22 protein-coding genes are annotated in these 23211 nt (G+C 63.7%); 5 read left to right on the top strand and 17 right to left on the bottom strand.

The genetic code is table 11. The features are described 5' to 3' along the window. Positions 1–195 precede the first annotated feature (195 nt). The 17 genes from DMR_RS10830 to DMR_RS10750 form a co-directional block, all read right to left on the bottom strand. A complete protein-coding gene (locus tag DMR_RS10830; RefSeq protein ID WP_015860946.1) occupies positions 196–414 on the bottom strand; it encodes a hypothetical protein in 219 nt (72 codons plus the stop codon). A gap of 14 nt (positions 415–428) precedes the next feature. After that, positions 429–737, bottom strand: a complete 309-nt coding sequence (locus DMR_RS10825) for a type II toxin-antitoxin system HicA family toxin (RefSeq protein ID WP_015860945.1) — start codon at positions 735–737, stop codon at positions 429–431. Between the two features lie 132 nt (positions 738–869). Beyond that, positions 870–1526 (bottom strand): CBS and ACT domain-containing protein, encoded by a 657-nt coding sequence (locus tag DMR_RS10820; protein ID WP_015860944.1) that lies wholly within the window; start codon positions 1524–1526, stop codon positions 870–872. A gap of 27 nt (positions 1527–1553) precedes the next feature. After that, positions 1554–3332 (bottom strand): aldehyde ferredoxin oxidoreductase family protein, encoded by a 1779-nt coding sequence (locus tag DMR_RS10815; protein WP_015860943.1) that lies wholly within the window; start codon positions 3330–3332, stop codon positions 1554–1556. 11 nt (positions 3333–3343) lie between these two features. Beyond that, on the bottom strand, positions 3344–4054 hold the full coding sequence (locus tag DMR_RS10810; protein WP_015860942.1) for an ABC transporter ATP-binding protein: 711 nt from the start codon (positions 4052–4054) through the stop codon (positions 3344–3346). After that, on the bottom strand, positions 4041–4769 hold the full coding sequence (locus tag DMR_RS10805; RefSeq protein WP_015860941.1) for an ABC transporter ATP-binding protein: 729 nt from the start codon (positions 4767–4769) through the stop codon (positions 4041–4043). Before DMR_RS10805 ends, DMR_RS10810 begins: the two co-directional genes overlap by 14 nt. Continuing rightward, positions 4766–5773, bottom strand: coding sequence for a branched-chain amino acid ABC transporter permease (locus tag DMR_RS10800; RefSeq protein ID WP_015860940.1), 1008 nt, complete (start codon positions 5771–5773; stop codon positions 4766–4768). Before DMR_RS10800 ends, DMR_RS10805 begins: the two co-directional genes overlap by 4 nt. Before the next feature lie 10 nt (positions 5774–5783). After that, positions 5784–6668, bottom strand: coding sequence for a branched-chain amino acid ABC transporter permease (locus DMR_RS10795; RefSeq protein WP_015860939.1), 885 nt, complete (start codon positions 6666–6668; stop codon positions 5784–5786). Positions 6669–6735: 67 nt separating this feature from the next. Then, positions 6736–7983 carry an ABC transporter substrate-binding protein gene (locus DMR_RS10790; protein ID WP_015860938.1) on the bottom strand — a complete coding sequence of 416 codons (1248 nt, stop codon included), beginning with the start codon at positions 7981–7983 and terminating at the stop codon, positions 6736–6738. A 49-nt stretch (positions 7984–8032) separates the two neighbouring features. After that, positions 8033–9358 carry a 4-aminobutyrate--2-oxoglutarate transaminase gene (gabT, locus tag DMR_RS10785; RefSeq protein ID WP_015860937.1) on the bottom strand — a complete coding sequence of 442 codons (1326 nt, stop codon included), beginning with the start codon at positions 9356–9358 and terminating at the stop codon, positions 8033–8035. Between the two features lie 416 nt (positions 9359–9774). Continuing rightward, positions 9775–11478, bottom strand: a complete 1704-nt coding sequence (locus DMR_RS10780; RefSeq protein ID WP_015860936.1) for a sigma 54-interacting transcriptional regulator — start codon at positions 11476–11478, stop codon at positions 9775–9777. A gap of 249 nt (positions 11479–11727) precedes the next feature. Then, positions 11728–12444, bottom strand: coding sequence for an N-formylglutamate amidohydrolase (locus DMR_RS10775; RefSeq protein ID WP_015860935.1), 717 nt, complete (start codon positions 12442–12444; stop codon positions 11728–11730). Beyond that, complete coding sequence (locus DMR_RS10770; protein WP_015860934.1) at positions 12410–13675, bottom strand: carboxylate-amine ligase; 1266 nt, start codon at positions 13673–13675, stop codon at positions 12410–12412. Before DMR_RS10770 ends, DMR_RS10775 begins: the two co-directional genes overlap by 35 nt. Continuing rightward, positions 13672–15141: a RimK family protein gene (locus DMR_RS10765; protein WP_015860933.1), complete on the bottom strand. Its 1470-nt coding sequence runs from the start codon at positions 15139–15141 to the stop codon at positions 13672–13674. Before DMR_RS10765 ends, DMR_RS10770 begins: the two co-directional genes overlap by 4 nt. After that, positions 15141–15902 carry a C39 family peptidase gene (locus tag DMR_RS10760; RefSeq protein ID WP_232502908.1) on the bottom strand — a complete coding sequence of 254 codons (762 nt, stop codon included), beginning with the start codon at positions 15900–15902 and terminating at the stop codon, positions 15141–15143. Before DMR_RS10760 ends, DMR_RS10765 begins: the two co-directional genes overlap by 1 nt. 93 nt (positions 15903–15995) lie before the next feature. Beyond that, positions 15996–16976, bottom strand: coding sequence for a flagellar motor switch protein FliM (gene fliM, locus DMR_RS10755; RefSeq protein WP_006919667.1), 981 nt, complete (start codon positions 16974–16976; stop codon positions 15996–15998). Positions 16977–17136: 160 nt separating this feature from the next. Beyond that, positions 17137–17718, bottom strand: coding sequence for an outer membrane beta-barrel protein (locus tag DMR_RS10750; protein ID WP_015860931.1), 582 nt, complete (start codon positions 17716–17718; stop codon positions 17137–17139). 354 nt (positions 17719–18072) lie between these two features. Between DMR_RS10750 and DMR_RS10745 the strand changes: the two genes are divergently transcribed. From DMR_RS10745 to DMR_RS10725, 5 genes are all read left to right on the top strand, one after another. After that, complete coding sequence (locus DMR_RS10745) at positions 18073–18708, top strand: class I SAM-dependent methyltransferase (RefSeq protein WP_043600499.1); 636 nt, start codon at positions 18073–18075, stop codon at positions 18706–18708. Between the two features lie 45 nt (positions 18709–18753). Continuing rightward, positions 18754–20025, top strand: coding sequence for a glutamate-5-semialdehyde dehydrogenase (locus tag DMR_RS10740; protein ID WP_268741131.1), 1272 nt, complete (start codon positions 18754–18756; stop codon positions 20023–20025). A gap of 9 nt (positions 20026–20034) precedes the next feature. Then, on the top strand, positions 20035–20718 hold the full coding sequence (gene nadD / locus DMR_RS10735) for a nicotinate (nicotinamide) nucleotide adenylyltransferase (RefSeq protein ID WP_015860928.1): 684 nt from the start codon (positions 20035–20037) through the stop codon (positions 20716–20718). A 16-nt stretch (positions 20719–20734) separates the two neighbouring features. Beyond that, entirely contained in the window at positions 20735–21943 is a 1209-nt protein-coding gene (locus DMR_RS10730) for an alginate O-acetyltransferase AlgX-related protein (protein ID WP_015860927.1), read from the top strand. A gap of 190 nt (positions 21944–22133) precedes the next feature. After that, positions 22134–23195, top strand: a complete 1062-nt coding sequence (locus DMR_RS10725; protein ID WP_015860926.1) for a hemolysin family protein — start codon at positions 22134–22136, stop codon at positions 23193–23195. The last annotated feature ends 16 nt before the right edge of the window (positions 23196–23211 follow it).

Here is a 23211-nt window from a genome sequence, read left to right as displayed (position 1 = left end):
AATTGATGAAAGTGGGAGGGAAAGGGCTTCAACCGTCCTATCCGGTCAGCTTATACTCGGCGGCAACAAGCGGGGGTCCCGCGTCGACGGGGCTCTGCCCAGGCCGTGCGCCAGAAGAGCGAAAGAGCGGCGGGCGAGTCAGGGCGCGATTCATGCCGGCCGTGGCAGCAGGCAGACTAACGCCAGGAGCTCGGCTCAGGCTGGCACGTCGGGCGGCAGGCAGGATTCCTGGCAGACGGCCAAATAGTCCTCCACGGCTTCCTCGAAGGCGATCTGGAGTGCTTCGGGGGTGGCGGCGTGGAAGGTGACGATGTCGCGGATGCCGTCGATGCGGCCGTGGAGCGTGCCGTCTTCCTCCGCGGAGCAGACGAGGCAATAGCCCTTGTAGACGGCGTAGCAGGTGGCGTTGTCCATGGAGAGCCTCGCGGTCAGACGGCCATGCCGGCGCGCAGGAGGTATTCGCGCACGTCGGCGGCGCAGCCCTTGTCCAGCACGTTTTCGGGGTGGGGGCGGTGGAAGAAGCCCTTGACGCCGCCAAGGACAAACCGCACCCGCGAGCCGGCGGTTTTTTGGTGATGGTGGATTTCACGGCCGCCCAGGGCTCGGATCAGCGCGGCCACGTCGTCCCAGAGGATGTCCGGCCGGGCGGGCACGCAAAAAAGCGCTTCCCAGGTCTTTTGCCGGGCGCTGTTGAGTTTGATCACGGGCTTGCAGGACAACACGGTTGGGGACGGCATGTTCAAATGAGAAAACCAGAAGCGGACGTCGGGCGTCAAGAGGCGGCGACAGGGCGGTTGCAGGGAAAAGAGCCCCGGACGGCCATGCGGGGATGGGGCCGTCCGGGGCGAGGCGAGGACAGGAACTTTCGGTTAGTCGCGGGTCCAGTAGAGCAGGTGGCCGGTCTTTTCGAGTTCGGCGCGCAGTTCCCGCTCCCGGGTCTCGGGCAGACCTTGGATGCGGATGGACACGTCGCGCTGGCCCGGGCCGCCCCGGTCGTAGGACGACAGGATGCTCACGATGCGGGCCTCGAAGCGGCGCAGTTCGTCGAGCACCGGCTTGAGGCTGCCCTCGGCCACGCCCAGGCGCAGCCCGATCTGGATGCCGCCCTGGTCGATGCCGGTGATGGAGACGAACAGGCGGAAGATATCGGTGTCGGTGATGATGCCGACCACCTTGTTCGTTTCATCGACCACCGGCAGGCTGCCGAACTTGCGGTCGCGCATGATAAGCGCCGCCCGCTCCACGGTGTCGGTGCGGCGGATGCGCACCGGGTCCTTGGTCATGATGGCTTTGACCTTGAGCTCCGAGAGCAGGTAGGTCATTTCGTACATGTCCAGTGAGGTGGCCGTGGACGGCGAGGCCGCCTTGAGGTCGCGCTCGGAAATGATGCCGACAAGCTTTCCGTCCTTGTCCACCACGGGCAGACGACGGATTTTTTTGTCGCGCATGATCCGGCCGGCCTTGATCATCGAGACATCCTCGGTCGCCGTGGCCACGTCGGTGGACATCCAATCGCCGACAAGCATGTACCGCTCCTTTGGGATGCTTTGGGGTTAGAGGTCGGCAGCGCCGGTCGGCACGCCCTGAGGCGACCAATTGCGCAACCGGTAATAGTCGGCCAGCATGGCGTCGAAGGCCTCGCGGGGGAGTTCCTTGCCGCTTGGCAGGGGTTCGCGGTGGATGCGCTCCGGGAGGCGGTCGTCGGCCGGGGTCAGCCCTTCGCGCAGGTTGAACTCCCGGGTCATGTCGGCGATGGCCGCGGCCCGGCGTTTGAGCGCTGCTTCGCTGGCGTCGAGGCCGGTGGTCAGGCCGATGACCTGGGTCAGCTCGTCCCAGGTGTAGAGATCGCGGAAGAACCGGCACAGGATAAGCGTATCGAAGATGGTGAGCCGGTCCTCGAACTCGATGAGCATGGCCGCCTTGCCTTCCACGGCGTCGGGCGGGATCATGCCGGCCAGCTCGGGCTTGTAGAAGGTGGTGCGCAGATGGCAGGCCCCCCGGTCGGATGTGGCGTAGGCCAGCCCCATGCCGCGAAGCGCCCGGGGGTCGTAGCCGGCCGGCTCCAGGCCCTTGACGTGGACGGCCAGGTCTTCCAGTCCCCAGGCCCGGGCCGCGACCTTGATGCCCTGGCCCAGGAGCGCCCCGATGCCCGTGCCCGAGGCGATGTCCTGGATGAGCCGGGCCGCGCCGTCGGGGTCGTTGTAGGCGATGGGGTAGTCCACCCGGCCGCGCGAGACGGCCTCGACGGTGAAGGCGCAGAGGTTGCCGGCGGAGATGGTATCAATGCCCAGGCGGTCGCAGAGGTCGTTTAAATACACGATCTCGGCCATGTCATCGATCATGCACAGCCCGCCGAAGGCGTAGATGGTTTCGTACTCCGGCCCTTCCAGGGTCAGGCCCTTGTGGCGGCCCGAGGCGAGCTTGGCCATGCGGCCGCAGGACATGAAGCATTTGGCGCAGGCGTGGGCCTTGACCTCGTGCTCCTTGTGGAAGGTCTCGCCTGAGATCTTCTCCCAATGTTCGCAGTTGCCCTGGGTCCAGTACTTGGCCGGAAAGGCTCCGGCCGCGTTCATGACCCCGACCATCATGGTCGTGCCCATGGCCTTGTAGACCTGCACGCCCTTGGTCTCCACCCCGCGCTTGGCAAAGGCGGCGGCATGGGCGGCCAGGCCGGCGGGATCGGCCGCCTGGCGCTTGCGGTCGCCCTGGAACACGATGGCCTTGACCTTTTTGGAGCCCATGACCGCGCCGACGCCGGTGCGGCCGGCGCAGCGCCAGCGTTCGTTGGCGATCATGGCCAGCCGGCACAAGTTCTCCCCGGCCGGGCCGATGACCACCGCGCCCACGCGCTTGGCGTCGTCGCGGGGCAGCACGAAACGCTCCCGGGCCGCGTCTTCGGTGGCGTAGGCGTCAAGGCCGGCCAGATCGGCCGCGTCGTGGAAGGTGCAGCCGTCGGGGTGGATGGTCAGGGCCGTGAGCGCATTCGCCGCGCCGGTGAGGACCACGGCGTCGAAACCGGCGGCGTCCACGGCCTGGGGCGTGCGGCCGCCGGAATAGGATTCGGTGTAAAACCCGGTCTGGGGGGATTTGGTGAACACGCCGTAGCGGCTGGCCCCCCAGGCCACGCCGCCGCACAAGGGGCCGGCGGCGAAGATGAGGTTGTTCTCCGGGGCCAGGGGATCGACCCCTGCCGGGTTGCGGTCAAGGAGCAGCCTGGTGGCCAGGCCCTTGCCGCCGAGATAGGCGTCAAGATGGGCCGGGTCGGCCGCTTCGATGGCAAACGCGCGCCGGGTCAGGTCAACAGTGAGGATGCGTCCGTGAAAGCCGTGCATGGCTTTTCCTTTTAAATGCCGAGATAGGCCGATTTGACGTGGGGGTTTTCCAGCAGTTCCTTGGCCGAGCCGGACATGGCCACCCGGCCGTGTTCCAGGACGTAGCCCCGGTCGGACAGACGCAGCGAATGGTTGACGTCCTGTTCGACCAGAAGCACCGTGGTGCCGGCGTCGGCGATCTTGCGCAGGGTCTCGAAGATCGACTTGACCAGGATGGGAGCCAGACCCAGGGACGGCTCGTCGAGCATGAGCAGGCCCGGCAGGGCCATGAGCCCCCGGCCGATGGCCACCATCTGCTGCTCGCCGCCGGAGAGCGTCATGGCCAGCTGGGTCTGGCGCTCGAGCAGGCGCGGCAGCAGTTCGTAGACCTGGCGCAGGGTTTTGTCGCGGTCCTTATAGGCCCGGGAGTTGTAGGCCCCGATGTCCAGGTTCTCGGCCACGGTCATGAGCGAGAAGAGCCGGCGGCCTTCGGGCACATGAATGACGCCACGCTCGACGATGGCTTCGGGGGGCAGGGCCTGGATGGCTTCGCCCCGAAACCGGATGATGCCCGAACTTGGCGGCACCAGGCCCGAAATGGCCTTCAGCAAGGTCGACTTGCCCGCGCCGTTGCCGCCGATGATGCTCACCACCTCGCCTTCGTTGACCGTCAGCGAGAGGTCGTTGATGATCTGCACGTCGCCATACGCGACGTTGATGTTCTCCACGCTAAGCAGCGTCATACTCGCCTCCCAGATAGGCCTTGATGACGTTTTCATCCTTGGTGACGGCCTCGGGCGAGCCTTCGGCGATCTTCTGGCCGAACTGGATGACCACCACCCGGTCGGACAGGGCCATGACGGCGCGCATGATGTGCTCGATGACAAAGACGGTGACGCCACGGTCGCGAAGTCCCCGGATGATGCCGATCATGTCGTCGACTTCGGTGGGCCGCAGTCCGGCCATGACCTCGTCGAGGAGCAGCAGTTTGGGATCGGTGGCCAGGGCCTTGGCGATCTCCAGGCGTTTGCGGTCGGCGATGGTGAGGTTGGCGGCCAGCATGTCCTTGGTATGGTCGAGCTGGAGGGTGACCAGCACTTCTTCAGCAATTTCCCGGGCCTTGATGGTGGAATTGGTGCGCAAAAAGGCTCCCACCATGACGTTGTACAGCACGGTCTTGCTGCCGAAAGGCTTGACGATCTGGAAGGTGCGGGCCAGGCCCAGCCGGGCGAGATCCCAGGGCTTTTGGCCGTGGATGGTCTGTCCGGCGAACTTGATCACGCCTTCGGAGGGGGCGAACACGCCGGCCACGAGGTTAAAGACCGTGGATTTGCCCGCGCCATTGGGACCAATGAGCGCCAGGATTTCGCCGGTCTTGATGTGCAGGTCCAGGGAGCTGACGGCGGTTAAGCCCCCGAAGTGCTTGGTGAGATTGGTGACTTCCAGGATGTTGCTCATTTCGCTGCTCCCTGGCCGGTGATTTTGCGGGCCAGCCGGTCATAAAGGGCGGCCAGTGGCGCGGTGAGACCCTTGGGCAGGTAGATCATGACCAGGATGAGGATGAGCCCGAAGATGACCAGATGCAGCCCGGGCAGCATGTCGCTTAAGTAGATGCGGGTGAATTCATTAAGCGGTCGCAAGAGCAGCGCGCCGATGACCGGGCCGGCGATGGTACCCCGGCCGCCGATGAGCGCGATAAACGCGATCTCGAAGGAGAGATCCAGGCCCATGAGGCCCTTGGGATAGAAGTAGAGCATGAGCTGGGCGTAGAACGTGCCGGCCAGGGCGGTCAGGAAGCAGGACAGGGCCATGGCGAAGAGCTTGTAGTTGGCCACGTTGATGCCCAGAGCGGCGGCGGCGTCGGGTTCTTCGCCGCCGGCGGCCAGATAGTAGCCGATCTTGGAGCGTGAGACGAACCAGGTAAAGGCCAGGACCAGGATCAGAAGCACCAAGATGATGTAATAGTACGGCAGCTTGGACATGAACTGGTAGTCCCAGAACGTCGGGTCCTTGAGCAGCGGCACGAGCAGGCCCCGGGGGCCGTTTATTTTGAGCGGTCCCAAGGTGTCGATGTTTTCCACCATGACCCGGATGCCTTCGGCAAAGGCGATGGTGCACAGACAGAAGTAGGCCCCGCGCATCCGGAAGGTGGGCAGGCCGATGATGACGCCGATGACGGCGGCGATGGCTCCGCCGACCAGCATGCCGATCCAGGGCGACACGCCATACTGCAGGGTCAGGATCGAGGAGGTGTAGGCCCCGATGCCGACGAAAACGGAATGCCCCAAGGGCAACACGCCGGCGAAACCACCGACCAGGTTCCAGGCCGTGGTCAGATAGGCGTAGAAAAAGAGCAGGATGAGGATTTGCAGATAGGTGGGCGAGGTCACCACCAGGGGCAGCCCGAAGGCGGCCAGGGCAACCACTGCCAGCAATATCCGGTCGAGTTGTTTTCGGCTCACGGCGCGCCTCCTACCAATCCTGTTTGTGGCCGAAGAAGCCGGATGGTTTGACGAAGAGAATGATGAGGAAGATGGCGTAGATGATGGCTTCGGTCCAGGTGGAGGCCATGAACTGGGAGAAGACGGACTCGATCAGGCCGATGACCAAGCCGCCAAGGAGCGCACCGGGAATGCTGCCCAGGCCGCCAAGCACGACGATGATAAACGCCCGGATGTCGAAGACCACGCCAACCGAAGGGTAGACGTAGTAAAAGGGGATGAGCACGCAGCCCGCGATGCCGGCGATGGCCGTGCCGAGGCCGAAGGCGATGTTGTAGATGCGGTACTGGTTGATGCCCATGAGGTTGGCCGCTTCGCGGTCCAGGCTGGTGGCGCGAAGGGCTTTGCCGGTTTTGGTTTTGCGCATAAAAAGGGCAAGGCCGACGGCCGTGGCGACGGCCACCACGAAGCCGGAAAATTTGGGGATGGAGATGATGAATTCGCCAAGCGCGAAGGACTTGTTGGAAATGGCCGTGCGCACGGTGCGGTACTCGGCGCCAAACAGCATGAGCGCCAGGTTGTCAAGGACGTACCAGACGCCGGTGGTGACGATGATGACCGTCAACGGTTCGCGCACCTGGCCTTCGGCTTTGAACACGGGTTTGATGACCACGTCCTGCAGATAATAGCCGAAAACGAACAGGACGGGCGGTACGATGACAAGGGCCAGATACGGGTGGATGCCCGTGAGTCGAATCAGCCAATATGCGCTGAACATGCCAACCATGAGCAGTGAGCCGTGGGCGAAGTTGACCACCTTCATGACCCCGAAGATCAGGGTCAATCCGAGGGCGGTCAGCCCGTACATGGCTCCCATCATGGCGCCGTTGAGCGCCGCCTGAATCACCGCGGTCATGAAAAGCCTCTCCGGACGTTTGCCCCGGACCGGAAAGGCCGGTCCGGGGCGTTACTGCAACGTGTTACTACTTGTTGGCCGGGAAGGCCGGGACGTACCCGGCGCGGCGGGCGGCCTTGGGCCACACGGTGACGCGGTCGGGCTTGCCGTCCACGTTGGCCACCTGGACGATGACGATGCCGGCGTTCTTGTTCTGGCCGGTCTCGTCGAACTGGACGCCGTCGTAGGAGACGACCATGCCCGGTCCGGTGGTCAGGTTGGTGGCGGCCAGGGCGTCGCGGATCTTGGCCGGCTCGGTGGAGGCGGCGCGTTCCAGGGCGTCGGCGATGACATACATGGCGACGTAGGCGTCAACGGACTCGCCGGTCAGGTCGTAGCCGTACTTCTTCTTGAACTTCTCGTTGGCCGGCTTGGCGGCGGGCTTGTTGACGTCGGTGTTCCACTCGACTTCGTCAAAGATGCCCAGGGCGTTGGTGTCGGTGTTTTCCAGGAACTTGGGATCGGCGTGGCCGCCGCCGCTGGCCAGGACGACCTTGGGCTTGACCTGCATTTCGGCCATGGTGTTGGTCAAAAGGATGGCGTCGGCGGCGTTGGACACCAGCATGACGATGTCAGGCTTGGCGGCCTTGAGCTTGGTCACCACCGGGGTGAGGTCGGTGGCGGTGCTGGGATAGGGTTCGTCGAGGACGACCTCGTAGCCGTCTTTCTTGGCCAGTTCGCGCCACTTCTCGGCAAAGCCGGTGCCCCAGTCGCCGTTTTCAAAGACAAAGGCGATCTTTTGCAGCTTCACGCCGGTTTCTTCCTGCATATCTTTGAGGAAACGGAACTGGTCGCGCACCCACCAGGAGTCCTTGGCAGCGATGCGGAAGACGTTTTTAAATCCGCGCTCGGTGATGGTGTCGCGCACGGCCACGGGCACCACGAAGGGGATGCCGTAGCGCTCGGCCACCTGGGTGGCCGGGTAGGTGACGGCGGAGTTCCAGCAGCCGGTCATGAGGTTGACTTTTTCGGTGTTGATAAGGCGCTCGGTCTCGGTGACGCCGACGGTGGGGTCGGACTTGCTGTCGGCGTAGACCAGCTCCAGCTTGGCGCCGCCCAGGGACTTGATGCCGCCGGCGGCGTTGATCTCCTCGATGGCCATTTCCCGGGCCTGCTTGCCCTGGACGCCGACCGAGGCCGACGGACCGGACAGGGGCTCGACGTTGCCGATCTTGACGGTCTTGTCGGCGGCCAGGGCCGGAGCGGCGAACAGGGCGGCGGACAGGGCCATGCCCATGCAGCCGGCCAGAATCGTCGTGATGGAACCGTTTTTCATGCCTGCACCTCTTTACGTTGTCGGTTGGCTGGGTCGGGCCTTGTTGCCGTTATTTGCCGAGGCTTTTGGAGACCTCGCGGATGCCTTCTTCCATAATGTCCAGGCCGCGGTCGAGCTGGTCACGGGTGATGACCAGCGGCATGAGCACCCGGATGCAGTTGCCGAAGTTGCCGCAGGACAACACGAGCAGGCCGTTGTCCTGGCAGAACTTGGCCACGCCCTTGGCCGCCTCGGGGCAGGGGGCCTTGGTGGCGCGGTCGGAGACGAATTCCAGGGCGCGCATGGCTCCAAGGCCGCGCTCGTCGCCGATGAGCTGGTACTGTTTTTTAAACGCGGCAAACCGGCGCTTGACCACGTTGCCCAGGCGCTCGGCCTTGGCCAGCAGGTTGTCTTGTTCGAAGATGTCCATGACGGCCAGGCCGGCGCGGCAGGCCAGCGGGTTGCCGCCGTAGGTGCCGCCGATGCCGCCCGGGGCCACGGCATCCATGATCTCGGCCTTGCCGACCACGCCGGCCAGGGGCAGGCCGCCGCCCATGGATTTGGCCACGGTCATGAGGTCCGGGGCCACGCCGAAGTGCTCCATGGCAAAGAGCTTGGAGGTGCGGCCAAAGCCGGACTGGATTTCGTCGGCGATAAAGACGATGCCGTATTCGTCGCAGATGGCGCGCAGCTTCTCGAAGAATTCCTTGGGCGGAACCACGAAGCCGCCTTCGCCCTGGACCGGCTCGGCGATGATGCAGGCGATGTTCTCGGCGGCGGCGGTGGCGATGAAGAATTCGCGCAGCTTGTCGGCGCAGGCCACGCCGCACTTGGGATAGGTCAGGCCCAGGGGGCAACGGTAGCAGTAGGCGTAGTTGGGGTACTGGTAGACTTCCGGGGCCAGGGGGCCGAAGCCGAATTTGTAGGGCTTGACCTTGCTGGTTAGGGACATGGCCAGCAGGGTGCGGCCGTGGAAGGCGTTTTTCATGGACACGACGCCGGCCCGGCCGGTGTGGCAACGAGCGATCTTCACGGCGTTTTCCACGGCTTCGGAGCCGCTGTTGACGAACATCGCCTTTTTCTCGAAGTCGCCCGGGGCGGCCTCGGACAGGCGGGCGGCGAGCTGGACGTAGGGCTCGTACATGGTGACCATGGAGCAGGTGTGGAGATAGCGTCCGGCCTGATCCTTGACGGCGGCGACGACCTTGGGGTGGCAGTGGCCGACGTTTAACACGCCGATGCCGCCGACGAAATCGATGAACTCGCGTCCGGTGACGTCGCGAAGCAGGGCGCCCTTGGCGGATTCGACGAAAAAGGGCGTGGCGTTGGGATGCCCCTTGGGGACATAGCGATCACGCAATGCTTGCAGTTCCTGCGCCTTGTCGGTGGTGTTCACGGATCATCCTCGGATGTTTCAGGTGGTGGCGTAAGTGCCTCGTACTAAAATGCACACAGTTGGCAAGCTGCCTTCTCAGCAAGAAGCGGACCGAGTTTGTATGTTAAAATATATCAATGTATTATAAGTCATATGACGAATTTGGCTACGAGACTGTGATTCTATTGTGAATCAGCAAAAATGTTAAAAATCAATAAATCCAAAATAATGCTGTGAGACAAGATGCTGAATCAAGCTGAATCAGCATTTTCCGCCACGGACACGGCCGGAAACGCCAAGCGTGTTCCTCGGCCCTTTCCGTCAGAAAGCGTCAATCACGTGAGAATCCCAAATGATAGGCAATAAGCCGCCAAACCGGATAAAACGAAAAAACGTTTATCCCGGTCCTGGCCGCAAACGGCTGATGCAGAAGTGAATCAGGAGCGGGAAAGGCCGTAACGCTTGAGCTTGCGCACCACCGTGGCCTGGCTCACCCCAAGGTGGGCGGCCATCTCCCGGGTGGTGCGGCAGGCGGCCATGGCCTCGCGCAGACGCCGGATGGCCGTTTGCTCGGTGGAATCGGCCAGGGGACGGGGGCCGGACGGCGTGTCCACCGCTGGCGGCGCGTCGCCGGCCAGGGCCTCAATGAGCGCGTCGGTGAGGTCGTCGTCGTCGCTCATGACAAAGGCTTTCTGGATGATGCTGACGAGTTCCCGGACGTTGCCGGGAAAGGCGTAGGCTTCGAGCTGGCGCATGGCCCGGGCCGAGAGGCGTTTGGCCTTGCCATGGCGGGCGTTTTGCTGGGCCAGGTAGAATTCGGCCAGGCCGAAGATGTCTTCGCGACGCTCGCGCAGGGGGGCGATGCGCACCACGAAGGTGTTGAGGCGATAATAGAGGTCGGTGCGGAACTGGCGGCGCTCGACCAGGCCTTCCAGGTCGCAGTTGGTGGCCGCCACCACCCGGCATTCCACGGTGCGGGCCTCGGCCCCGCCCAGGCGGCGCAGTTCGTGGTCGTCGAGGTATTTGAGCAGCTTGGCCTGGATGCCCAAGGGGATGTCGCCCACCTCGTCGAGAAAGAGCGTGCCCCCGGCGGCCAATTCGATCAACCCCGCCTTGCCGGCCTCGCGCGCGCCGGTAAAGGCCCCTTTTTCATAGCCAAAAAGTTCGGCCTCGAACAGGTTTTCCGGCACGGCCGGACAGTTGATCTGAATAAACGGCTTGGGCGAACGGGGGCTGACCTGGTGCAGGAATTTGGCGAGCAGACCCTTGCCGGTGCCGGATTCGCCAAGAAGCAAAACCCGCGAGGCGTCCATCTGGGCGAGCTTTAACAGCGTGCGCAAGGTACGCTGCATTTGCCCGCTTTGGGCCACGATATCCTTCTGGGAAAGCTCGAAAAGCGACAACTCGGCCAGTTCGCTGCGGTAGCGCTCCTCGACCTTGCGGGCGTTTTGAAGCCCCTGCCGCAGATTTTGCAATTCCGTCACATCGCGCTCGTTGACCACCACCAGGGCCACCTCGCCCTGGTCGCCAAGGACCGGTGTGGCCGTGACCAAGAGCTGTTTGCCGGTCTTGGTGATGTGCTGGATCATGCTCGACTGGCGTTTGGTTTCGAGCACGTCCAGGGTGGCCGAGCGGTCGACCATGCGCTGGGCCACGATCAAGGAGACATTTTTCCCGACGTAGTCCTCGGCGTTGACGGAATTGAGCCGCTCGGAAGCGGCGTTGATCGAAAGGATGGTTCCCGTGCCGTCGCAGATCCAGATGCCGTCGGACACGGAATCAAGTATGGCCCCCAAGCGGCCTTCCATGGCCGGATGGGCTTCGCCGGCGCAGGGGCGGCAGATGCAGGTGGCCCCGACCACCCGGCCGTCGCGGCAGATGGGAAAGGTGGTGGCGACCACGGTCTTGGAGCCAACATTGAGGCGATCATAGACCACGTCGCCCTCGGCCAGGCATTTGGCCATGGGCTGCCACAGGTCGGGCCGGGCCAGAGGCAGAGCCGCGCCGGGCGTGGCCACCTCGGGGCCGAACATGGAAAGCGCGGCGGGGTTGGCGTTGGCCACCCGGCCGTCGGCGTCCACGGCCAAGACCGGCCGCTCAAGGGAGCCCAGGATATCGGGCACGGAAAAAGGGGCGGGCATGGGCGGTCAAGGCTCCCTGGGCGCGTTGGGTGGCTGGTGGAAGCCTCTAGTGCCACGAAAAAGGCTTCGGAGGCAAGGAAGCCACGGGAGCGGGAGGGCGCGGGAGGCGCGGTCACGGACGCTTTTGCGGCAGCGGTGGCGCGAGATTGAAGGCGTGGCCCTGATGGGCTGTCGGTAGTGATCGAGGCGGCGACCTCTCTACCGATGTGTTCGGTTCCGGCGCTTTTGCACGATTTGCCGTCAGCGGCGTCAGGATGCCGTGCGCCCAAGCGCCCGCTGCAGCGCATCGGCCAACGTCTCGCTGATACTCCCCAGTGCTTCGTCTCCACCCAGGGCGAAGCGCTGGTTCACTTCCAGCTCCACGCCCAGATAGCGCTCGCCGAAACGGCGGCGAAAGGCTGTGACCATCCCGTCGGACACGCCTTTGTAGGGGTAGTTGCGCCGCAGGATCAGGTCGCCGTCCAGGCAGGCCAGCTCGCGCAGCCAGTTGCGGCAAAAATCCTTTTCGGCGCTGCGCCCGGGGTCGTAGAGAAAGCCCACATCGCAGTGGCGGGTGACGCCGCGAAGGCGCGGGGTGAAGCTGTGGCTGGCGATGTGCAGCACCGTGCGGTCAGCCGCAATCCCCTCGGCGACCACGGCGGCCACGGCGTCGCGGTGAGGGTGGTAGTATCGGGCGAGGATGGCGTCCTTGTCCCGGCGCGGCAGGCCCTTGGTTGCCTCGGAAAAAAGCCCGGGATGCCCAAGCGAACGGTTTAGGTCCACGAGCATCCGGCTGGTTGTGGAAAAGAGCAGCGGCGCGCTGTCAACGGCCCGGGCGAGCCTCCGGGCCGTTGACAGCGCGCCGAAGTCGTGCCCCCGGTGGCTGGCCAGGGCGTCGCGCCAGCCGTCAAACAGCGGGGCATAGGCGGCGGGGATGTCGGCCCCGCCGTGCTCACAGGTAATAAGGAGCGCCCAGGATGCCGACATTGAAGGGCTCGTTTTTCTCCAGGCAGTCGGCCAGTTGGCCGTAGACGCGCCGAATGTTCGTTGGCCGGCAGTCGCCGTCCACGGCGGCCAGGATGCGCCGGGCCAGGCTCGACTGGTCGACCAGCACGGCCAGAGCTTTTTCCCAGTCGGGATCGAAGTCCATGGTCGGCAACGAACTCATGGCCAGCCGCCGCCAGATGACCCGGGCCGGAATCCAGGACGGGGCGTAGACGCCGAAAAGGCGCGCGTATTCGTCGGGCACCTTGGCCCGGCCGGCGTTTTCGATGGTGGCGTTAAATATCGTGGCCAGCTCGCTTGTGGCCCAGGCTTTTTGCTCCTCATAGGTGGACCAGCGTTCCTCCACCAGCCCCTTGAGGGCCGAGACCACGACGTCGGCCAGGGCAAAGTCGGCGGCCGGGCATTCCTGGGTGTCCAGCACCCGGATTTCGATGGTGGAGCGCTCGAAACGCGGGATGGCCCCACGGGCGTTGAGGAAATCGCCGCGAAGCACCCCCTTGGGGTCCAGGGGGGCGATGTCGCGGTAGAGCGGCTCCAGAATGCGCGCGTGGTATTCGTCGATGGAAAAAACGGCTTCCGGGATCACCGCGCCCATAACTGCCGGCACCCGGTCGGCGTTGTGGGCGTAGTGGCGCATCCGTGCATCGAGCCAAGGCGTGGCCTTGCCGTCGAGGATGGGCGTGGAGGCGGCCAGGGCCGGCATGATGGGCATGAGCACGCGAATGGCGGCATGGAGCCGGCCGAACTCGTCGTCGCCGGCAAAAGGCAGGTTGATGTGCATGCTTTGCAGATTGGCCCAGCCATGTCCCTTGCAATTGAAGATGGCGTCGAACGCCTTGTAGATTTCGCTGCTCTCGTGGGGCCACAGCACGGTTTCCGTGAAGGGGTCCATGAGGGGATGGGCGCCGGTGGGGAGCAGGCGCGCGCCGTGGGGAGCCAGCAGTTCCTCGGCTTTGGCCACGCTGGCGGCAAAGGCGGCGGCCAGACCCTTCAAGGTCTTGGCGGGCTTGCTAACCTTCATCTCCAGCACATGGGCCACCAGTTCGTTGGACCAGGTAACCGGCCCCAGTTCGACGTCGCTGGCGTCCGGAACGCCGCCGGCGGCGGCCAGCAGCTTGTCGGCGATGGGCCGGACCGCCAAGGTTTCGCGGTCAACGATCATATATTCGATCTCAATGCCGAAAGCGGAGAAGAGATGTCTGGCTTTGCTCATACGTTGAGGCTCCCGGTTTTGCGGCGTTCGATGCGTTTGAGAAAGACTTCCACCACGCGCAAATAGAGTTCGTCCTGCAGCACCTCGTCCTCGAAGCCGGCGTCGATGTTGGGGTTGTCGTTGACCTCGATGACGTAGACCTTGTCGCCCACCTGCTTGAGATCCACGCCGTAAAGCCCGTCGCCGATGGCCGCCGCCGCCTTGAGCGCCGTGTTGACCACCTTCTTGGGGGCCTTGGCCACGGGCAGGGTTTCCACCCGGCCGTAGACGTCCTTGCCGGACTTGCCCTTGCGCAGGATCTGCCAATGGCCCGAGGCCATGTAGTACTTGCAGGCAAAAAGCGGCCGCTTGTCCAGCACCCCGATGCGCCAGTCGTATTCCGAGGGCAGATACTCCTGGGCGATGACCAGATCGGACTTGGACAAAAGCCGCTTGGCCTCCTGCATGAGCGCGTCGGATTCGCGCACCAGCACCACGCCCTGGGAAAAGGCGCTGTCGGGCTGCTTGAGCACGCAGGGCAGGGGCAGCTCTTCCAGGATATGGTCGATATTCTTGCAATGGGCGATAACCGTGCGGGGGGCCGGAATTTTCAGGCGCGACAGCACCTCGGCCAGATAGACCTTGTTGGAGCAACGCAGGATGGATTCCGGGTCGTCGATGACCACCAGCCCTTCGGCCGCCGCCTTGCGGGCCATGCGGTAGGTGTGGTGATCGACGTTGGTGGTTTCGCGGATGAACAGCGCGTCGAACTCCGACAGGCGGTTGGAATCCTCGCGGGTGATGATCTCCACGCCAAGGCCAAGGTTCTCGGCGGCCTTGACGAAGCGCTTGATGGCCCGGGCGTCGGAAGGCGGGCGTTCCTCCTCGGGGTCGTGGAGGATGGCCAGATCGTAGCGGCTCACTTGGCGCTTGGGGATGGTGAGCTTTTTGCCGGTGAAGTAGTCGGTGGACACGGCCTCGGCAAAGTCGCGCTCTTCCTCGGGGATGTCGCGCAGAGGCAGAGGCGAGACGTTTTGGAGCTGCCAGCCGTTTTGCCAGTTGCAGTCGGCCCGCAGAAACGGCGTGGGAAAGAGCTTGAACAGCCGCGAGGCGAGCTGTTCCAGGCCTTTTTCCGGCGTTTTGCCGAAATAGGCCGAGAAGCTTATTTTTTCCTGCGGCCTGTCGGCCAGGGCCCGTTCCAGGAGTTCGGCCAGTTCTTCCGAGGCCAGCCGGATGATGCCCACGGACTTCATGTCCTGGATGGCCGTGATGGACGGGATGGGCTTGTGGCCCCGGGCTTCGGCCAGAAGCGACACGTAATAGCCCATGGATTGGTAGCGGAAGGAACGGCAGAGGTTGATGATCTTGACCCCGCGCAGGGCGGTGAAGGCCTCGTCGGCCAGATAGCTGCGGGCGGCGACGGGTTCGACGCCGGAAAACACCAGGGAACAGTCCTCGGGGTTTTCCATGATCACCAAAACAGACACTAGAGACTCCTTTGCCGGTCCTCGGACCGGCTTTTCTTTCGAGGCGAAAGCACGAGCAGATTGGCGTCGTCGGTGATGACGCCAAGCATGACGGCGCAGACCAGATGATTGAGCGTCACCTCGTAGTATTGGCTGCGGCTGATGGGATTGGGCAGGAGCGGATCGGCGATATGGGTGACGCGGGCCGAGGAATCGTAGCCGTTTATCACCACGAAATGCCCGGACGGCTTGCCGCGCAGATCGTCGAACACGGTCTTGCCGGCCACGTCGCGCTCGCGCGGGGTGCGGTAGAGATAGGTGGCGGACAAGCCGGCCAGGATGGGCCGGCCGCGCTTCAAGATGTCGCGAATAAGCGGAGCGGTCAGGTCTTCAAAACGAATCTGGCCGCCCAGGCGCAGGAATTCCAGATAGGCGGCCGAGGCCTGATGCAGACGGCGGCCGGTCTTGACGACCAACTGTTCGGTCAGCTTGGCGGCCAGATCGACGTCCTGGGCGAACCAGGTGACGTCAAAGACCGAGAGATCGAAGGTGTAGAGCTTGGCCTTGTAGCCCCGCCGCAGGGCATGGCAGCCGAGATAGGCCCCAAGCGTCCCGCCGTCGGGCAGGGTGGGAGCCTCGGCGATGACGTCCTCCAGAGGGAGGTGGTCGCCGTAGTAGCCGTAGACGGCGTGCAGGCAGGTCGGCCCGCAGGTGGCGTCATCGGGCTGGGGCAGGATGGACAGAGCCAGGGTTTGCGGTTCCACGAGACGGGAAACTATCACGGTCGCAAGGGTGTGACCATGACGCATTTGCAATGTTTGTGAAAAAATGAACTATTGGAAGTAGTTGTCGATACACAAAAAAGTGTAGCCAAGCTATTCGAGACGAATCTCTTCTTCCTTGACGATCTGGAAGGCCTTGTTGGACTTGACCAGGCCCGGGATGCCCTGGAACTTGCGAACGCCCTGGATCTCGGCTTCCAGCAGTTCGTCCACGTCGTTTTCGAGCATGAGGATGTCCCCGGGCTTGAGCGACAACAACTGGCGGCCGGTGATCTGGGAGCGGCCAAAGCGCACGAGGAGTTCCACGGGCGTTTCCATGAGCCGTTCCTTGAACCGGGCGATCCAGGCATGGTCCACTTCCAGGCGTTCGGTCTGGAACGAGGCGTAGAGCTTGGAGCGGATGGGCTCGATGGTGGCGTAGGGCAGGCAGACGATGAGCGAGCCGATGGCGTTTTCGAGTTCGACCTCGAAGGTCACGACGACCACGACATCGCTTGGCGGCACGATGGCCGCGAACTGGGGATTGACCTCGCTGCGCACGAGTTCGATGTGGACCTCGTGAACGGGCTGCCAGGATTCCTCCATGTTTTCCAGGGCGATGCGCACCACTCGGTTGATGATGGCCTGCTCGATAGGGGTGAAATCCCGGCCCTCGATCTTGGGCTGGGAGCCGGCCCCGCCGAAAAAGCTCTCCACCATGGCGAATACCAGCCTGGAGTCGACAACGAGGATGGCGTTGCCGCGCAGCGGATCGAGCTTGAAGATGTTGATGGAGGTGGGGACGGGCAGGGAGCGCATGAAGTCCCCGAACTTGGACATGTCGATGGAAATGGGGTTGACGTCGGCGCGCTTGCGCATGGCGTTGGCCATGGCGTTGGAGGCCAGGCGGGCGAAGCGGTCGTTGATGATTTCCAGAACCGGCATCCGGCCGCGGATGATGCGGTCCTGGTTGGACAGGTCGAAGACCACGACCCCGGAGTCGTCCTCCAGAATGTCGTTTTCCGCTTCGATCTCGCCGCCGGATAACCCCCGAAGCAGCGCATCGACTTCGTCCTGATCGAGAATTTTGCTCATGCCCGCACCTTTCGGCCGTTTATCGGACCACTATAGGGCTATCGGCGCGAAATGAAAAGGGAGGCCTGCAAACGAAAACCGGCCGCCCATGTTGGGGCGGCCGGATCCTTCCTCCGGGGGCGTCCCCGGTCAAACGGGCGTGGCGAACGCCCGGGTCTGGCTAGAAGCTGACATTAAGGCCCAGGGTGCCGCCGAAGGCGTTGATGCCCTGGTTGTTGAACTGGCCGATGTGGAGGTACTTGACCGATCCTTTGAGGCTCAGCTGCTGGGTCAGGGAATAGGTCGCGCCGATCTCGCCGTTCTCGGTCAGGTTGTTTTCAAAACCGTTGTACGGGGTCTTGGCGTCGGCCCACATGCCGCCGAAACCCGCGCCGGCGAAGACCGAGGCTTGGGTGGTGGCCACGAAGTGCCAGCGGACGTTGAAGTTGGCGCCGATGCCGTTGGCAGGATCGGACTTGCTGCCGTAGCCAAGGGCGGTCTCAAAACGTTTGGTCTGGTCCATGTAAACGCCCATGCCTTCAGCTTCCACGGCGAAGTTGTCGAAGACATAATAATTGAGCGCGCCGCCGTAGGTCATGATGGTGTTGACCCGAGGATTGGTGGTCCCGTAGGCGCTGAACCGGGGTTCGAAGTTGAAGCTTCCGGCCGAGAAGTTCTGGGCCATGACCCCGCCGGCCGTGGCAGCCAGGCTCAGGCTGACGGCGGCAAGTACGAGCAAGAGTTTTTTCAGCAAAGCATCCATAGCCTTCTCCCTGTAGGGCGGATTGATTGACGCGGAATGATTATCAATTGTCATGCCAACGTGTTTCATGCTAATATTGATAATAAATTAAGAATGATATAAGATTTACCTGGTTCTGGCGAAACCAATCCTGGCGAAAGGTGTTTGGTTTTTTAAAAAACTGAAACACACTCTGCGCGTTGACGTGCTGTCGCGCCACGGTTTGCCTGAGCATGGGCGGAAAGCTGTTGCCGCCCATACACGTGGTTCGTGGTGCGCAAGCCCGACATGACCTGCGCAACCAATATTTGGTATGACGCACGCGGAGTGAGGCGACCGGAAAAGCGCGGAGCCAGAAAGGGCGACTTAATTATAATGATGTCCATATATTGGGAAAATGCCGCCGCCGTGCCGTCTTCGCTGGAGCTTGTCCCGGAAGTGCGGGCGCTCATTGGCCCCGGAGACCGTATCGTGGACCTGGGTTGCGGCCCGGGACGGACCCTGGCCGGGCTTCGCCGAGACGGCCTTGGAGCGTCCCATGTCGGGGCCGACTGCAATCCGCCGAGTCTGGCCCTGGCCGCAGGGCTTGGGTTGGCTGTGGTCCGGGCGGATCTTGCCGCCTTGCCCTTTGCTGACGCTTCCTTTGAGGTAGCCGTGCTTCAGGCGGTCATGACCACGCTGCCGAGTCCGGCCGCCCGGCTGGCCGTGTTGGCCGAAGCCCGGCGGGTGGTCAAGGGCCTACTGTGTCTGGGCGATTTCCTGCGCAATCCCGATCTGCCGTATTATCGGGCCCGCTACGAGGCCGGTCTGGCCGAAACCGGCGAGGCCGGAAGCTTTCTGGTGCGCGAGGGCGGGGTCGTGCTGTATCAGGCCCACCATTTCACGTTTGAAGAGCTTGAGGGGCTCTTGTCGCAAGCAGGCTTCGGCGTGGTCCAGGCCGTCTTTGCGCAGGTTGCAACCCGCAGCGGCAACATCGTGGCCGGCGTGTCGCTGGCGGCAAAGGCGCTTTGACTTTCCGGGGCCAAGGGGCTATCAGCCAACTTTTCGCGCCCTATCCTGGAGGTTCATATGAGCGTTGCCGCCGACATGGAAGTCATGGCCCGAAAGGCCAAGGAAGCGTCCCGGGCCATGGCCGCCGCTTCCGGCGCGGCCAAGGACGCCTTTTTGGCCGGACTCGCCGGGCTGCTGGAAACCCGCCGTGAAGGCGTGCTGGCCGCCAACGCCGCTGACCTCGAAAAGGCGCGCGCGGCCGGCATGGATGCCCCGCGCCTGGACCGTCTGACGCTGACCCCGGCGGTCATGGACGGCATGGCCAAGGCCTGCCGTGAGATCATCGCCTTGCCCGACCCCGTGGGGGCCATCGAGTCCATGCGCCCCCGGCCAAACGGCCTGCTCGTCGGGTGCATGCGCGTGCCCTTGGGCGTTATCTGCATGATCTACGAATCCCGGCCCAACGTCACCATCGACGCCGCCATCTTGTGCCTCAAGGCCGGCAACGCCGTCATCTTGAAGGGCGGTTCCGAGGCCCTGGCCTCCAACCTGGCCCTGGCCGGGCTATTGCGCGAAGCCTTGGAAGCGTCGGGCCTGCCGGCCGACGCCGCCCAGCTCGTCCCCACAGCCGACCGGGCCGCCGTAGCCGCCCTATGCAAGCTCGACGAACTCATCGATGTCATGATCCCGCGCGGCGGGGAAGGGCTCATCCGGGCCGTGGTCTCCCAGGCCACCATGCCGGTGCTCAAACACTACAAGGGCGTGTGCCACGCCTACATCGACAGCGGGGCCGACGAGGCCCGGGCCGAGACCATCGTAGTCAACGCCAAGGCCCAGCGTCCGGGGGTGTGCAACGCCCTGGAGTGCCTGCTCGTCCACGTCGACGCCGCACCGACCTTCCTGCCCCGCATCGGCGACGCCTTGCGCCGGGTCGGCGTGACCATGCGGGCCTGCCCGCGCTCCCTGCCGCTTTTGGGCGAAGGAGCCGTGGCGGCTATGCCCGAGGATTTCGGCCACGAGTTCCATGACCTTATCTTGGCCGTCAAGGTTGTCGATTCCCTGGACGAAGCGCTCACCCACATCCACCGCCACGGTTCCGGGCACACCGAGGTCATCTGCACCGAGAACCATGACCGGGCCATGGATTTCCTGCGCCGGGCCGACGCCTCCATGGTCGGCGTCAACTGCTCCACGCGGTTCAACGACGGCGGCGAACTCGGCCTTGGCGCGGAGATCGGCATCTCCACCTCCAAGCTCCATTCCTACGGCCCCATGGGGCTGGTGGAACTGACCAGCGCCAAGTTCGTGGTGCTCGGCCAGGGGCAGGTGCGGGGTTAGCGAAGCGGCATGTCCGGGACCAGGATCGGCATTTTCGGCGGGACGTTCAATCCCGTCCACGTCGCCCATGTCCGGGCCGCCATCGAGGTGGCCGAGGCCTTGGGGCTGTCCGCCGTGGAATTTATTCCTTCGGCTCGGCCGCCCCACAAAATCGGCGGCAAACTGCTGGATTTCGAGCTGCGCGCCGCCCTGTGCCGGGCCGCCGTGGCCGGCATCCCGGGGTTTTCCGTCAATCTCCTGGAAGCTGACCGCCCTGGGCCGTCCTACACCCGCGACACCTTGGCCGAGTTGGCCGCTTCGCGCCCGGGGCAGGACTTCTGCTTCATCCTCGGCCTGAGCGACCTGCTCTGTCTGCCTTCCTGGAAAGACGGCCTGGGGCTGGGCCGACTGGCCGATCTGGCCGTCCATTCCCGGGAAGGGCAGGGGATCGAGGCTTTCACGGCATTTTTGACCACCCATGCCCAGGGCATGGGGGCCACGCCCACGGCCGATCCGGCCGTCTGGACGTTGCCCGGCGGCCACGCCGCCCGTTTTGTGCCCATCACCCGGCTTGACGTCAGCGCCTCGGACATCCGGGCCCGCTGGCGATCCGGCCGTCGCATCGACGGGCTGGTTTGCCAGGCCGTCTTGTCCCAACTTCTCACCAACGCCGAGACGCTGCGGACCGCCTGGGGACGCGCCGTGTCGGCCTGACGTACGGACGCACGCCTTGCAAAGCCGATCTTCTTTTTTTTGCCGCGTCATCGCCTGCCTGGCCTCGTGCCTGTTTGTGACCATGTTGGTCCTGCCAACGGCGGACAGGTATCTCGCCTTCGCGCCCAAGGGCACCATCGCCGAGACCGATACCGCGCCCTTGCCGTCGGTGAGCGCCGATCCCGCCACCTGGGGCCGCTGGTTCAATGCCCTGCGCCGGGGCTATCTCGACCGCCGCTACAACCTGCGCGGCCTGCTCATCAGCTGGAACAGCTATATGGATACCTTTGTCCTGGCGTCCACCACGCCGTCCTCCAAGGTCATGGCCGGCAAGGAGCATTGGCTGTTTCTGGCCCAGGACGGGGCGTTTCGCAACGTCATCGAGGACGCCCGCTCCCCCGAGGATCTGCCAGCCGCTTCGGTGGAGCTGCTGGCCACCGAACTGGAGCATCGCCGCCAGTGGCTGGAAGAACGCGGCATTCGCTATCTGGTGATCCTGGCCCCCAACAAGAATTCCGTCTATCCCGAGATGTTGCCCGAGGCCTTGCGTCCGGTGCGGCCCAAAAGCCACCGCGAACAGTTCGTGGAAGCCGTGCGGGCCAAGGGGCATGTCGAGATCATCGACGTCACGTCGGCTTTGCTTGAAGAAAAAAAACAGCATAATGTCTTTTACATGACCGACAGCCACTGGAACGCTTTTGGCGCTTACGCGGCCTACCGGCAGATCATGGGACCCATTGTCCGGGATTTTCCGGCGGTCAAACCCTTGCCGCGCGAGCAGTTCAGGGTGGAGCAGTATGCCTGGATGGCCGGCGATCTGGCCTTCATGATGGGGCTGTCCGATTACTTGAAGGAAGACCGGGTGCTGCTTTTCAACAAGGAATGGTACAAGGCCCGCGGCCTGTCCTACGACGGTCCGGTCGATCCGCACTATTTCGAAGTGCCGCAGTATTCCTTTACTGACAACGCCAAGCTGCCCACGGCCGTCATCTTTCATGATTCCTTCTGGTGGGAGCTGTTGCCGTTTATGGCCGAGTCCTTCAGCAAGTCACTTTATGTTTGGCTCAAGCCCCAGTCCGAGATGGAGCTGCGCTTTTTCGACAAGGCGCTTATTGAGCGCGAGAAGCCGGACATGGTTATTGAGGAATTCACCGAACGCTACATCATTCCGCCGCTCAAGGGCGGGTTTAGAATCAAAAACGATACGGCCGCAGCCCAAAACTAGGGCCCCGGCGGCCTTTACACCGGCGCGTGAGTTCGTATAAAGGGTGGACGACCCAATTTATCGCGGACTACCCGCCTGGAGTTTTGTCTTTTTCCATGGAACACGACACGTCCTCGTCATCTCCTGACGCCGATTCCGCCGAACCCGCCAACGCCGACCCGGCCAAGCGCCCCGGGACCGGAGGCGGATCGTGCTGACCCTGGCTTTGGCCGTCGGTTTGGCCGTCGTGCTGTCGGCGTTTTGCTCCATGAGCGAGGCGGCGCTCTATTCCGTGCCTTGGAGTTGGATTGAGCGGCTGCGTAAAAGCGGCCGGGCATCGGGAGAAATCCTTTTCGCCCTGCGCAGCAACATTGAAAAACCCATTACCGCCGTCCTGACGCTCAACACAATCGCCAATACCGCCGGCGCGGCCGTGGCCGGCGCGGCTGCGGCTTCCGTATTCGGCTCCGACGACCTCTGGCTTTTCACCGCCATATTTACCGTCGTCATTCTCATTTTCGGCGAGATCCTCCCCAAAACCGTGGGCGTGGCCTACTGTCGGCCGGTGTCGGCCTTCATCGCCCGGCCCATGAAACTCATGATCCTGGCCCTTTTGCCTATCATTTGGGCCGGCGGGTTCCTGGCCCGGCTGGTGTCCGGCCGTCGCAAAACCCCAGTGTCCTCGGAAGAGGACCTGCGCGCCGTGGTGAGCCTGACCCGGCGCGAGGGGATTATTAATCCCCTGGAGGAACTCTCCATCACCAACATCCTGTCCCTGGACCGCAAGACCGCCAGCGACGCCATGACTCCGCGCACGGTGGTCTTTTCCCTGCCGGCCGAAATGACCGTGGCCGAGACCCGAGGGCAGGGCAAGGGCGTGTGGCCCCACAGCCGCATCCCGGTCCACGCCGCCGACGACCCGGAAAACATCGTCGGCATCGTCTACCGCCGCGAGGTCCTCGAAGCCCTGGCCAACGACCAGGACGACAAGCGTCTGACCGATCTGGCCAAGCCCGTGCGTTTCGTGCTCGACACCATGACCCTGGACCGGGTGTTGGTAAAATTCCTGGAATCGCGTATGCATCTCTTCGTGGTGCTGGACGAATACGGGGGCGTATCCGGCGTCATCACCTTGGAAGATGTTTTGGAAGAGATCTTGGGGAAGGAAATCATTGACGAAACCGACCAGGTGGCGGACATGCGCGAACTGGCCCGGACCCGACGCGAGGCGCTTTTGCGCCAGCGCGCCCGGGACGACGCGATGCCGTCCTAATCTTCAACCTATCGGG

The sequence above is a fragment of the Solidesulfovibrio magneticus RS-1 genome (genome assembly GCF_000010665.1).
In the GTDB taxonomy this organism is placed as follows: Bacteria; Desulfobacterota; Desulfovibrionia; order Desulfovibrionales; family Desulfovibrionaceae; genus Solidesulfovibrio; species Solidesulfovibrio magneticus.
This window is presented reverse-complemented; position numbering and strand designations above follow the sequence as displayed.